The sequence below is a fragment of the Sessilibacter sp. MAH1 genome, from assembly GCF_054658315.1.
The window spans coordinates 15,994-29,660 of the sequence record NZ_BAAGIC010000015.1 but is presented as its reverse complement, the minus strand read 5'-3'; the positions used below and the strand labels follow the sequence as shown (position 1 = coordinate 29,660).

The following is a 13,667-nucleotide window of genomic DNA, read 5'->3' as shown; positions in this document are numbered from 1 at the left end:
TCTGATTAAATTGAGTACAGGATTTTTTTGTTGGCAACTCAAAAAGATATCCAACATCTACAACACATCCTTGTGCTGCTAAAAGATTGGTACAAATCAGTCTTTTAAGAAATTAATCAGAGTTTTCATCTAACCTCTTTCAGTTATTTTTAAACTCGACATTAAGCGTACAAAAACCACTTCAATATGCGCTTATTTTCGTAAAGACTATCGAGCGTGTCCTTCTTTAAACATTAAAGCTCTAGTTTTTCTTCAGAAATAACAATGCCGTTGTTATCACAGTAAATCCAGTTACCCGGCTTTATAGTGTGGCCTGCAAAGGTAATAGGAACGTTTAAATCACCCAAACCGCGTTTTTCGGTTTTAACCGGAATGGTATTTAGCGCTTTTACGCCCAATGGTAATGCACCTAATTCGTCACAGTCGCGTACACAACCAAAAATAACGAATCCAGCCCAGCCATTTTTTACCGCTTCTTCGGCAATCATGTCACCGAGCAAGGCTTTACGTAGCGAGCCACCGCCATCTACCACAAGCACCTTACCTTCACCGGCAACACTGGCTTGTGATTTAACCAATGAATTGTCTTCATGACATTTTACGGTAACAACTTCGCCAAAAAATTGTTTATTACCGCCGTAATTATTAAATATAGAATCCAGTATTTTTAAACTGTCTTCATATTTGTCGTATAAATCTGGCGTAGATATTTTAGCCATTACGGTCTCCTGATATTTATTTCTTAATTTTAAAACGTTTAATTTGAAAATTATTTAAATTTAAAATCACTAAATTTAAAATCGCTAAACTTAAAGCGGTTAAATCTAAAAACATCTGATCGTTTAAAAACAAACCACCGAGTTTTTTGCGACCAACATTCTGATGAATCCAATAATTTGGTATCGCTATAAGTCAAACTTTTTAGCGTGTGAACGCCGCAATGCACGCTCGGTTCGCATTTTCTCTTTCACCAAATCTTGCAGCGTATCGGATACATAGCGAACATGTTGCTGTGCGGCCTCGCGCGCGGTACTGGGCTTGCGATTGTGTATGGCATCGTATATTGCCGCATGCTGATTAAACAAGCTGTCACGGGTTATATTGTTCGCCAAGAGTTCTTGAATGCTTTGGTACATAGTGCTTTGAAATACCGAAAATAAGCTCTTAATAACGTGCATAAAGATCACATTGTGGCTGGCTTCGGCAATGGCCAAATGAAAACGTGCATCCCAAGTCGCGCTGGCTAAGATATCGTTGCTCTTACTGGATTTGGACAACTGCTCAAACACTTCGGTGAGCGTCGTGAGATCAACATCGGTAGCTCTTAGTGCAGCGTAGTAGGCGCAATCCCCTTCTAGGCTTAATCGAAACTCCAGTAAATCAAAATGCGAGTCTTCGTTGTTGGCAAGAATTTCTGCCAGCGGATTCGAAAAACTCTTTTCCAGCTGATCACTCACAAAGTGACCGCCGCCGGGGCGACTGTATATCCAGCCTTCGGTCTTGAGTACTTGCAGGGTTTCGCGAATACGCGTTCTCGATATTGAAAAACGTTCCGATAGAACTCGCTCGGCAGGCAGTCGATCACCGGCGGACAAACTGCCTTCGATCATGCAGGATCTTAAAAAATGGTAGACAGGATTTTCATTCATATTGGTCTGACCAATTTATTTTTTAATGTTATTTAAAATTAATGACAGTGTGTTCAAATTAAAAAATATTTATATTTTTCAGTATCTTAAACTAATATTTGACGAACTATCACACTTCCGTTTCAATGGTTTGATATCTAGAAAAAATTGGTCAGACCAAAATAGAGGTTAATAATAAAAATGGCAATTACCTGCAATGAAGATTTACGCTTATTAGCAAAAAAGCGCGCCCCCAGAGCAATTTTTGATTATGTTGATCGCGGCTCTTACGACGAAAACACCATCAACAAAAACCGCCAAGACCTGCAAGCCATGCAGTTACGTCAACGCGTGATGATTGATGTATCAAAACGCAGCATCGACAGCGAAATGCTCGGCGAAAAAGTCAGCATGCCGCTGGCGATAGCGCCAACCGGGCTCACCGGTATTATGCACGGCAGCGGTGAAATTCTAGCAGCACAGGCCGCCGAAGAATTAGGTATTCCGTTTACCTTAAGTACCATGTCGATTTGTTCCATTGAACAGGTAAAAGCCAGAACCACTAAACCTTTTTGGTTTCAGTTATACGTGATGCGCGACCGCGGTTTTGTCCGTTCATTGATTGAGCGCGCCAAGGCTGCCGAATGTTCGGCACTAATGTTAACGGCGGACCTGCAAATTCAGGGGCAACGCCACCGCGATATTAAAAACGGTTTGGCTGTACCACCAAAACTAACGGTAAGTAATGCTATTGATATTATGACCAAACCTGCTTGGGTTTGGCACATGTTAACCAGCCCCAGCAAAAGCTTTGGCAACCTTACCGAATTACAAGCCGCTAACGATGGTTTGACCACCTTATCTAAATGGATTGCCGGTCAGTTCGACCCATCGTTAACGTGGAAAGACGTTGAATGGATTAAAAGTTTGTGGCCGGGCAAATTAATCATCAAAGGTATTCTTGATCCTGAAGATGCCAAGCACGCGGTTAACTCCGGCGCCGATGCCATTGTGGTCTCTAACCACGGCGGTCGCCAACTCGATTACGCACCTTCGTCTATCGAAGTGTTACCGAGCATTGTTGATACCGTCGGCGATCAAACCGAAGTGTACTTCGACAGCGGCATTCGCAGTGGCCAAGACTTACTGAAAGGTATGGCTTTGGGTGCGCGTGGTGGTTTTATCGGAAAGGCATTTTTGTATGGCCTTGGCGCCAATGGTAAAGAAGGTGTGAAAACCGCCATCGAGTTGATTCGTAAAGAATTGGATGTCTCTATGGCGCTCACGGGCATTAATGGTTTAGATGAAATATCAAAAGATATTTTGTACAAAAAACCTTAACTTGCGGTAAAAACCTCTGATTAACTTGCTTAGATTTAATCAGAGGTTCCTATACCTTTATTCCCACGACCGTCTTTATTCCGATGACTACAAATTCATCTCTTAAACTTAGATATTGTTAACCGTCGTCATCCAAAGATTGCTCTAACGAGCGGTCTCGATCTTTTGCGGTTAAATAACCCCGCTCTGCTCCCGTAGATTTGCGATTCAAAGCCTCGTTGCGATAAGGAAAGCGACCAAATTGGACTATGTCTTGAAGATGTTTTTCGGCAATCGAAAGTGTCTTTTCGGCTTCTTGCTTCAATACTTTGAATTGTTTAATCGCCATGTTTTGCAGCTTAAGATCTTCAGCGTGCATAAGCGGCATGTAAAAAAAGTGCCTTTCGGCGGAATTGAGGGTGCGATCAAGACCGGTGCGAATACCGTTTACCGCAATACTTTGTGCGGTTTTATCTTGAGCAAAGGCGTCCGATGAGTTGCGATATAGATGTCTGGAAAACTGATCTAAAATAATAATCAGCGCCAAAGATCCACGAGCACTGCTCAGCCAAGAGTCCAACTCCCCTTTGCAGGCCTGTTTATGCAATGGACTAAAACGCTCGATGATGATTTGATCAAGCTCCGGCTCACCGCAAAACCATTGCCCAGGTGTTAGCTCACGAAACCAGAAGTCTAGAACCGACCAACATTCGCGAGGTAAATTTTGATATTGAGTCATAGAAAAAAGAAATTTAAAAATATTCGTTATCGTATCAGGAATTAAAGCATTTAGTGTTATCGATCAGTGCGATCAAAGTACTCTACGAACCTCTGATTAACTCATCCATGAATTAATCACAGGACAGAAATTGACAATGTGATTTCCAATTTCTTCACAATTTCAATCACTTACCGTTCTTGAAATTGGCGACATTTCCTTGTGTTGTGAGAAACTCTAGGTTTATTAGAGTTTCCTCTAATAAAAATTTCATAAAACAATAAGAGTTCGTATCGATTGAATTATTGAACCCGTTAAGGTCTACTTAAGTGCTTCTATTGTCTGTTCGCAGACGACCCTTTCTAACGTAGTAAAATCCATGAACAGCTCGTCAAACACGGATTCAAATTTATCCAAAACACATAACACAGATACCGGTAATAGTTCGGCCAATAATGCCGCCTCTACTCACGCTGTAAATAGCTCAGCTCACGACGCAACGACAACAAAAATCGCTGTACCGATTTTTATGCTTGCAGCAATTGTGGCAATGACTCCGTTTTCAATTGATGCTTATTTACCCGCTTTACCAACTATTGCCAATGAGTATCAAACCAGTATTCACGATATAGAACTGTCTTTATCCTTTTTTTTAGTGGGTTTTGCTTTTGGACAACTCTTTGGCGGACCTATCTCCGATACCATTGGCCGAAAAAAAGCGATCTACCTAGGATTAAGTTTATTCTGCGTCGGTACCATTGCTGTGCTGCTCTCTAATTCAGCACATTGGCTGTGGGTGGCGCGTGTAATTCAGGCGCTCGGCGGAGGTTTTTCTGGCGTTAATCCACCGGCTATTATTAGAGATCTGAGCAATGGACGGGAAGCTGCCAAGAATTTAGGAAAAGTCGCCATCATTATGATGATCGCGCCTTTAATTGCGCCGATCATTGGCTCTTCTATTTTGGCGATAACACACTGGCACGGCATTTTTATTTTTCTGCTCATTTACGCAGCCGTTCTTGTTGTTTTAGTAACCAAAAGACTGCCCGAGACACGCGCTCACATTACGCATAAAACACCGGCTCTCAAGCGTTATTGGCTAGTGGTCAGCAATCGCTACGCCATGGGTTATGTGTTCGCACAATGCTGTTCTTACGCTGGGCTGTTTGGCTATGTTACGGCCAGCTCATTTATTTTCATTGAATATTTTGGCGTTAGTGAGCATATTTTTCCGTATTTTTTCGGCGCTAATGTTATTACCTTGGCAATATTCAATCGAATTAATATTACGTTACTCGGGCATTTTAATCCGCACCAGCTATTAAACGTTGGTCAAGCGGCTCTTTTAAGTACATCGTTAACGCTGTTTTTGTATGTGTACTTTTCGGAACAGCCAACGCTGTGGGTGTTTGCAGCACTTCTGTGTGCCTTCTGTGCGTCTTTAGGCATGATCTCGTCCAATGCCAGTGCCAGTGCCGTAGAATCATTTCCCCAGCACGCCGCAACGGCTACGGCCTTTATTGGCGCAAGTTCGTATTTGTGGGGCGCGGGCGCGGGATTTTTAACGTCTTATTTCGCCGATGGTACTTTGCAACCGGTAACCACGGTGTTTTTGGGCGCAGCCCTGACAGGCATTATCTTAAGAGCTGTTTTACAACTAAAAACCGGCAGCGGCCCAACCATCGCTTAGTTTATTTGTACCTAACCCCACAAATCAGACCTTTACTGCTGTTGGTTGAATGCTAAATCACTCAGACATAAAAAAACCGGCCTAAAGGCCGGTTTTAATGGCAAAGCTACATTAAGCAAAACGAGGTGCTAAACGAACCGTACGGTGTTGTTTAAGCAACAAGCAGCTTAACAATAATGCCGCAACAATAACTGCCCAGTTACCGTTCAACTCAGGAACCGCAACCACAGTTGCTGTAGCAGAGTAGTCTTTTACAGAATTCTCACGATCATCACCAACTTGAAGCGCGCGAATAGCTGTTAAAGAAAAAGTATTAGCAGTTAAGGTCGCACCAAAAGTTGGAAGACCGAAAGAAAAACGGCTAACAAAGTCTTGGCCTAAAGCACCCACTGAAAACGCGTATTCTGGATTAATGCCAGTACCGTTAAAGTTACACGCTCCACGGCAATTACCAAACGCCACGCCATCAGTGAAACTCTCAACTAGGTCAAGGTTGATTCCACTACTGCCAAAATTCAGCTCAGAGTTAAAACCAAAACCAATCACATCACCGGTTAAGGTTTGATCGCCGATATCAATATTAAAGGTGAAATAACCTTCATTTGACTCGTCGTCAACACTCACCTGCCAATCGATTTGGTCCGTGGTATTGTAAACCCAGTCGCCAAAACTCACAGTGGTGGCCTGAGCACCAGCAGCAGCAAAAACTACTAACGCCAGGAAGAGAGAAATACGAACTAACATAACTTTGTGCCTCCTGCACGGCTTACCCTGAAAGAAAAGGAACTTCCTCTCAGAATATTAACTTTATCAGAATACGAACAACTAATAATCTATTTCTACGGAATTTACATAAACTATACAAAAAAAATTGGCCACATTGTAAATGCATATTTATGCGTCAAAGCAGCGGTATCTGTCGCTTTAATATTTTGTAAAAAAGAAACAAATATCCACACAGATCAAGCGTTTTATGCAATTAATACTTGGCAGAAATGTTTTGTTGCGGTAGTGAATGAAAAGCGTGAATAGAAGAAAATATTAATATGTTCATCTATTCACGTTTAGAAAAGAACGAAAATATTGTAGCGGGAATTATTCGGCCTTAAACCAAGACTCTAAAGACTCTTCTTGCCAACTCATTAATAAAGAAAGACCTTCGTCAACGACCTTTAAATAGACATCAATAATTTCCGTCGCCAAATCAAATAGCTGACGACTATCCATAGTAATGACTTTTGGGTCTAGCACTTCTCGTTCAACGGTTGTTAATAAGAACATCAGTTTGAATTCGTAAGCCTTAATTAAAGGTAGTGACTGAATTTTATTGCCAGTGACCTCTAAAAGACGGTTACCTTGAGTTCTTACTTTTTCATATTGAACACGCGTGCCTTGAATAAAATAGCGTAATTTACTGCTCTCTAATTCGTCTTGTTTGCGTCGACTGGCAGCAAGCGTTGAAAGACCGCGAATCTTCGCAATATGTTCAACCAAACTCGGTAGTTGGTTACACACAAAAACCAACAAACCCACTTGACTGAACATTTGCTTTCGCGGCTCTAGCTTGGTGATTTTTCCGTCACGACTATCAACCTCAGAAAAAAGAACCGCCACAGGACGCTCTAGGTGTCTGGCTAACACCATCATCAACTGCAAAAGCTGCTCGATAAAATGAGAATGGTATTCAAAGTTTTCCATGACAGAATCACCTTGCCAATCTCGATTGATGACATTCCACGACGCATCAAGTTTTTCAAGCTCTTGATCACTAATCAATTTATTAGCTTGTCGAGAGAACTCTTGAAGCGCGCGCATACGACGCGAAACTTGGCGCTGGAGCGCGTGAAATTCGTCGGCAAATTCTTCGTAGCCGGCAATAAGAGACATGCCCAAACCACGGTGGCGCTGAATGGCTCGGCATAAATGGCTAATTTGCTTAATGAGACTTAACGCCAGTAGCCGCTCGGAATAATTTTCGCAGGCTGTTTCTAACTGAACATCACCTACCGTCTTTTTTGAATTCAATGATCTGTCCAAAACTTTGTCCTAGAGCAATGACCTCGCAGTTGCACTAATATCTGTGAGCTAATTACCAACCCACCACGCCAATATCACCAAAACAACGCACAATAACCGTCAATCAACATATATGCGCGCTTTATTGGGGCGACACCTAAGCTTTAAGTTTAACCACAATGCCCTGCAAAACCGCTGTTTCTTAAATTAGGTATTCAAAACCTTAATGTTTCTGCATGGCTAACAGCAATTGACGTTCCAAATACCCTTACTAATGTCATTCATATTATTATCATGGTTGCGTAAAACCCGCGTCAACGCGCAGCCTGGAGAGAGTCTGAACCTCAAAGCCGCGGACATCTTTTTTAAAATATATACGCCAGATAGATTTTAGTGCAGCGAACACTATAGATTCAAAAAAACAATAACAAACGAAGACCTAATAGAGCGGTTAGATTTCTCTGTATTCATGAACGGATAGCCTGAAACCTCCAACCGGTAAAGAAATATAAACAACATTAATAAATGTTAGAAAAGCGAAAAAAGCCCTAAACCAACCCTCTTTATTTAGGGCTTCGCCACGATCCATGAAAAAAACCAATAAACAGATTTAAAAAAATTTTCTTACCCATTAGCCAGATAATGAATTTAAATAAGTTGCTTTTTTTTGATATTGAGCAAACATCAGGATGTTTAAAAAACATTCAACTTTATCGATGTTAGCGATAAAAGGCGTGTTCGATTTATTTAAAATATCTTTTTAACCTGTACGATTATTTTCCTTAATAATTGTGAACTTGTTCACATGTAAGTAATTGTAAAAATACAAGTACGGTTATTAAAAAAGCCCACGACGCCAGTTGACACCTTTCGTAACAACTGTGATCATATATCCATCGACTACGAAGTGACATGATTCACATTTACGAGCAAACGTAAAAAAATAATCATTAAACAAAGAGCTCAATATTTAATCAATCTTATCGATTTATTGGATATTTTGAATATTTCATCAGAGGCTGAGAAACTCGCTGGCCTCTGGTCATAGACCTAGTCTATAAACACATCGAATCTCACAAATTTGTCACACGACATGCATTAAGCAAAGGGAAACGCCATGAAAGCAGTAGTACAAACTATCGTTTTAGCAGTCGCTCTCGGTTCTACATCATCTGCGTTCGCATTTGGTAGCCAACAAGCCACTTTTTTTGATTACTTCTGGAAGCCAAAACCAGGCTGTTTCTTGTGGTTCTTCTGTAAAAAGCCTAAAGATAAGCCAGAAGATCCAGCTCCAGTACCTGAGTTGAACGCAGCAGCTGCACCATTATCTGCCGCAATCGTATTAAGTGCTATCGCTTTAGGTGCAGAACGTCGTCGTCGCAAGCTACGCGTAGAAAACACTCCAGCGGTTTAATTTTTAACTCGCTGATAAAAACGGAGCCTCGGCTCCGTTTTTTTTGTCTGCAATTTACCAACTCGCTGAGTGTTTGATTGTTTTTGCATCAACCACTACTTCATCGCCAAAAGTTACACATCCAAACACCATTATTGGTAAAGTCACTAAAAGAAACACCGCCTAGGAACCTTCGATTAACGTCTCCATGATTTGCTCTAACGCCTATCATTTGCCGTTCTTAAAATCGGCAATACATTGTTGGTGTCGATGGCAACGCTAGGCTAATTAAAGTTTTCCTTAAATAGTTTAAGATATCGTGTAACCCAAATTGTATGGATCCTTTGTTGAAAAGGCGTATTACGTTTATCCACAGTGGCGCAACAGAAATTTAAGAGACAGGCATGTTTAGAGCGGTAGCTATTGGAATACTCTTACTGGAAGTTCTTTTAATCAGCTTAAGCTTTGACGCGCAGCCGCTACAGCAGCTTTTTGAGGGTAAGGCAGGATTTTTATTTTCTCACCTGTCGTTGGTCATCGTTTGGTTAAGCGCCTATTTTGGTGCGTTTTTGATTGTTTTATTGACCCACGACAAGACCGAAACCGCACCCCATAACAATTCTGACGCTCATCTAAAAAATCGAGTAACCGCTCGCTTAGCAATTGCACTCATTATCGTCAACTTAGTTTTGTATGCGGGCTTTTATAGTCTAACCAAAGCTTTATTCACCCAACCACCGGAAACCACAACGATCTTCTGGTCATTGTTTGCGGCTTGGGTGCTCTTGGCGGCATGTGTCTTTTTAACCTGCAGCGCCGTGGTTTATCCGATCCAAACCTGGTTTGCTCGAATGTATAGAAATCGAGCCACAATCATAATCTCAGCATCTATCGCGACCGTCGTTACCAGTACATCCTTACTGGCGAAGAATCTTTGGCCTTCTTTTATAGCGCCAACTTTTCATCTAGCGGAAAAGATTCTTTTCACGGTATTTGGTGAGGTTCACTCTGATCCTGAAAACTTAAACTTAGGTATCGATTACTTTGTAGTGAACATTTCATCAGAATGTTCCGGTATCGAAGGCATGGGTTTGGCATTTTGTTTTACGGTTTTGTATTTGTTTTTGTATCGTCAGCAGCTGCGCTTTCCTATAGCGCTGATCTTGTTACCCATCGCATTGAGCATCAGCTGGTTATTAAACGTAATTCGTATCTGCATGCTGATCTTTATTGGTGAGTTTATTGATCGCGATTTCGCCATTGGCGGATTTCACAGCCAAGCCGGTTGGTTTACGTTTATCGCCCTCGCCTTGTTGATTATCTATGTTTTTGACCGCCTACCTTTTATTAAGAAGAAAACAGCGGAGCTCATTCCTACTTCATCTTATGCAACCAATGACTCAGCCGCAGAGAATGCCGACCAAACCGCTACGGCCATTATTGGTGTTTTTATCGTCTTTTTGTTGTGCTCACTGATTGCCGGTTTTGACGAAGGAATTCCCAATTGGTTGTATCCAGTAAAAGCGCTGGGCACCGCTGTCGCCATCGTCTACTTTTGGCAACGGTTTCCACTCAAACCCAGTTATAAGCTGTCGTTTTCGTTCTGGCTTGAAACATTACTACTCGGACTCATCACCGCTGTACTCTGGGTACTGTTGATTCCAGAAGACAGCGATTACAACGCACAACTCGTTGAAGGCTTTGGTCAACAAAGCGCATTAATGACTACGATTTGGATTGTTATTCGATGTTTTGGCTCGATCATAGTCGCTCCCATCGTTGAAGAACTCATGTTTCGTGGCTATTTACTGAGCCGAATTTCGGGGCACAGTATTAAAAACTCAGCTCCGGCGGTGAGCTTAATGGCTGTGGCGGTTTCTTCTCTTGCGTTTGGCTTTATTCACAGCCAATGGCTGGCCGGAACTCTAGCAGGTCTTATTTATGCCCTTGCCCGTTATCGTTACGGTTTAACGTCAGCAGTGTTTTGCCATGCTATTACCAACGGCGCATTATGTGTGTATGCACTGGGGTTTGGTCAGTGGTCGTATCTTTAAATCACAGGTATTTTCGACCACCGCTAGCTTGCGGCTTGGGTCAAACTCAACGGTGAAAATCACCGCCGTGAACAACCCGGCTTTCGGCAATCTTTACTAGCCTAATCACTTCATTGGCCAAAGCCTTAAACTCGACGTCGATTTATCGGTAGCAAATACCTATAATTGCCAGCTTTCTCGAAGAAACCCATTTTTACGCAACAGGTGCAGTTACTGCGATGACAGATCAATACAACCCCGCCGACGTTGAGTCAAAAGCTCAGCAGTTTTGGGAATCCGCACAAACGTTTAAAGTTACCGAAGACAGCAGCAAAGAAAAATACTACTGCCTAGCCATGTTCCCATACCCCAGCGGCAAACTGCATATGGGTCATGTGCGCAATTACACCATCACCGATGTAATTGCCCGCTACCAACGCATGCAAGGTAAAAACGTTCTGCACCCAATGGGTTGGGATGCCTTTGGTCTACCCGCAGAAAACGCTGCCATCCAGAATAAAACCGCACCGGCAAAATGGACTTACAGCAACATTGAATACATGAAGTCTCAACTGAAAAGTTTGGGATTCGGTATCGATTGGTCGCGCGAATTCGCCACCTGCCAAAATGACTATTATCGCTGGGAGCAATGGTTCTTCACGCGCTTGTATGAAAAAGGCTTGGTTTATAAAAAGATGGCCACCGTTAACTGGGACCCCGTCGATCAAACCGTATTAGCCAACGAACAAGTGGTTGACGGTCGTGGCTGGCGTTCTGGCGCCTTAATTGAGCGTAAAGAAATTCCACAGTGGTTTATTAAAATCACCGACTACGCCGAAGAATTATTGTCGAGCCTAGACAAGCTACCAAACTGGCCGGAACAAGTAAAAACCATGCAACGCAATTGGATCGGCAAATCCAAAGGTGTTGAATTGTGGTTCGACCTTCCTCAAACCATCGCCAACGTCGATAGCTTCAGTGTGTACACCACTCGTCCCGATACCATTATGGGCGTGACCTACGTTAGTTTGGCCGCTGAACATCCAATCTCTTTGGAACTTGCTGAGAGTAATCCCGAATTAGCGGCGTTTATTTCTGAATGCAAAAACCAAAGCGTTGCCGAAGCTGACATGGCGGCCATGGATAAAAAAGGCATGTACACAGGTATTGATGCCAAGCATCCAATCACCGGTGAGCCGATTCCCGTCTGGATTGCGAACTATGTCTTGATGGATTACGGCTCAGGTGCAGTGATGGCCGTACCCGCGCACGATCAACGCGATTATGAATTCGCCCAAAAATACAACTTACCACTTAAGCAAGTGGTAAAAGGCACCGAAAGCGACGATCTAAGCAAAGCCGCCATCACCGAAAAAGGCGAGCTAATGAATTCCGGTGCCGGTTTTGAGCACTGGGACGGCTTGAGCTTTAAGAAAGCCTTTTCGGTAATTGCCGAGCACTTAAAATCCATTGGTAAGGGCGAAGTGCAAACCAACTATCGCCTTCGCGATTGGGGTGTTTCTCGCCAACGATACTGGGGCGCGCCAATTCCAATGTTGAATTTAGAAAATGGTACCGAAATTCCGGTTCCAGCCGATCGATTACCGGTATTGCTGCCTGAAGACGTCGAAATGGACGGAGTTAAATCCCCCATCAAAGCCGATCCTGAGTGGCGCAAAGCCGATGCCGTGAATGGTATTCACGCCGAACACGAAACCGATACCTTCGATACCTTTATGGAATCGAGCTGGTACTACGCGCGCTTTACTTGTCCTGACTACCAAGGTGGCATGTTGGATAAAACCGCCGCAGATTACTGGCTGCCCGTTGATCAATACGTCGGTGGTATCGAACACGCGATTCTGCATTTGTTGTACGCGCGCTTCTTCCACAAATTAATGCGTGATGAAAACCTAGTCAGCTGTGACGAACCTTTCGAGCGCTTACTTTGCCAAGGCATGGTTTTGGCGGAGTCTTTCTTCAAAGCAAACGAAGACGGTTCCAAAACTTGGTTTAATCCAGCCGACGTAGTCTTAGAGAAAGATGACAAAGGTAAAGTCATCGCCGCCAGCCACCCAGAAGCCGGTTCACTGGAATTGGGTGGCACCACCAAGATGTCTAAGTCGAAAAACAACGGCGTTGATCCACAATCTGCTGTAGAACAATACGGTGCCGACACCGTGCGTTTGTTCACCATGTTCGCAGCACCACCAGAGCAAACTCTGGAGTGGAACGACTCGGGTGTAGAAGGCGCCAGCCGCTTCTTACGACGACTTTGGAAAACCGTTTACGGCCACGTTGAAGCCGGCACTCCGGGAGCTATTAACCCCGAAGTTCTTAGCAGCGAACAAAAACAATTGCGCCGTAAAGTGCACGAAACCATTCAAAAGGTTTCTGACGATTGCGGCCAACGTTTAACCTTTAACACAGCTATTGCTGCGGTTATGGAATTATTAAACGATGTGACTAAGTTTGCCGACCGCGCCAGCCCAGAAACCCTTGCCGTAGAACGCGAAGCACTAGAATCAATGACCTTATTGCTAGCGCCAATCGTTCCGCACATTTGTCACAGTCTTTGGGAAATGCTCGGCCACAGCGATAGCATCGTTAACGCCAGCTGGCCGCGCGCCGATGAAGGCGCACTGGTTCGCGATACACTTCACTACGCGGTGCAGGTAAATGGCAAGGTGCGTGGCGAAATCGACATGCCAGCCAGCGCCAGCGACGAAGAAATATTAACCGCCGCTCGCAACGACGAAAACGTGGCTAAATTTCTGGAAGGCAAAGAAATTAAAATGAATAAGGTCATCAAAGGTAAGCTGGTTACCTTTGCGGTGAAATAACACCAACGCCTTACTAAGCAAGGTAG

General features: G+C 43.3%; 10 protein-coding genes. 5 read left to right on the top strand and 5 right to left on the bottom strand.

All coding sequences use genetic code 11. The features are described from left to right. Positions 1 to 233: 233 nt before the first annotated feature. Entirely contained in the window at positions 234 to 719 is a 486-nt protein-coding gene (locus ACYQ28_RS14465) for a putative 4-hydroxy-4-methyl-2-oxoglutarate aldolase (RefSeq protein WP_460051361.1), read from the bottom strand. A gap of 186 nt (positions 720 to 905) precedes the next feature. Then, a complete protein-coding gene (locus tag ACYQ28_RS14460) occupies positions 906 to 1,649 on the bottom strand; it encodes an FCD domain-containing protein (protein WP_460051363.1) in 744 nt (247 codons plus the stop codon). A 180-nt stretch (positions 1,650 to 1,829) separates the two neighbouring features. Here ACYQ28_RS14460 and ACYQ28_RS14455 point away from each other — a divergent pair, with 180 nt between their 5' ends. Next, positions 1,830 to 2,969 carry an alpha-hydroxy acid oxidase gene (locus ACYQ28_RS14455; protein WP_460051365.1) on the top strand — a complete coding sequence of 380 codons (1,140 nt, stop codon included), beginning with the start codon at positions 1,830 to 1,832 and terminating at the stop codon, positions 2,967 to 2,969. 118 nt (positions 2,970 to 3,087) lie between these two features. Here the strand turns inward: ACYQ28_RS14455 and ACYQ28_RS14450 are convergent, their stop codons facing one another. Beyond that, on the bottom strand, positions 3,088 to 3,687 hold the full coding sequence (locus ACYQ28_RS14450) for a DUF924 family protein (protein ID WP_460051367.1): 600 nt from the start codon (positions 3,685 to 3,687) through the stop codon (positions 3,088 to 3,090). Positions 3,688 to 4,045: 358 nt separating this feature from the next. Here ACYQ28_RS14450 and ACYQ28_RS14445 point away from each other — a divergent pair, with 358 nt between their 5' ends. Then, the gene (locus ACYQ28_RS14445) at positions 4,046 to 5,356 is read left to right on the top strand and encodes a multidrug effflux MFS transporter (RefSeq protein WP_460051369.1); all 1,311 of its coding nucleotides are present in this window, start codon (positions 4,046 to 4,048) and stop codon (positions 5,354 to 5,356) included. Between the two features lie 111 nt (positions 5,357 to 5,467). On the opposite strand, the gene ACYQ28_RS14440 is transcribed toward ACYQ28_RS14445, so the two are convergent. After that, the gene (locus tag ACYQ28_RS14440) at positions 5,468 to 6,100 is read right to left on the bottom strand and encodes a hypothetical protein (RefSeq protein WP_460051371.1); all 633 of its coding nucleotides are present in this window, start codon (positions 6,098 to 6,100) and stop codon (positions 5,468 to 5,470) included. 351 nt (positions 6,101 to 6,451) lie between these two features. Continuing rightward, a complete protein-coding gene (locus tag ACYQ28_RS14435; RefSeq protein WP_460051372.1) occupies positions 6,452 to 7,381 on the bottom strand; it encodes a lytic murein transglycosylase in 930 nt (309 codons plus the stop codon). A 1,108-nt stretch (positions 7,382 to 8,489) separates the two neighbouring features. Here ACYQ28_RS14435 and ACYQ28_RS14430 point away from each other — a divergent pair. The 3 genes from ACYQ28_RS14430 to leuS all read left to right on the top strand — a co-directional run bounded on the left by ACYQ28_RS14430 (position 8,490) and on the right by leuS (position 13,641). Next, positions 8,490 to 8,786, top strand: coding sequence for a hypothetical protein (locus ACYQ28_RS14430; protein ID WP_460051374.1), 297 nt, complete (start codon positions 8,490 to 8,492; stop codon positions 8,784 to 8,786). 383 nt (positions 8,787 to 9,169) lie between these two features. Further along, positions 9,170 to 10,819: an exosortase E/protease, VPEID-CTERM system gene (xrtE, locus tag ACYQ28_RS14425; protein ID WP_460051376.1), complete on the top strand. Its 1,650-nt coding sequence runs from the start codon at positions 9,170 to 9,172 to the stop codon at positions 10,817 to 10,819. Between the two features lie 218 nt (positions 10,820 to 11,037). Continuing rightward, on the top strand, positions 11,038 to 13,641 hold the full coding sequence (leuS, locus tag ACYQ28_RS14420) for a leucine--tRNA ligase (RefSeq protein WP_460051377.1): 2,604 nt from the start codon (positions 11,038 to 11,040) through the stop codon (positions 13,639 to 13,641). Positions 13,642 to 13,667 lie beyond the last annotated feature (26 nt).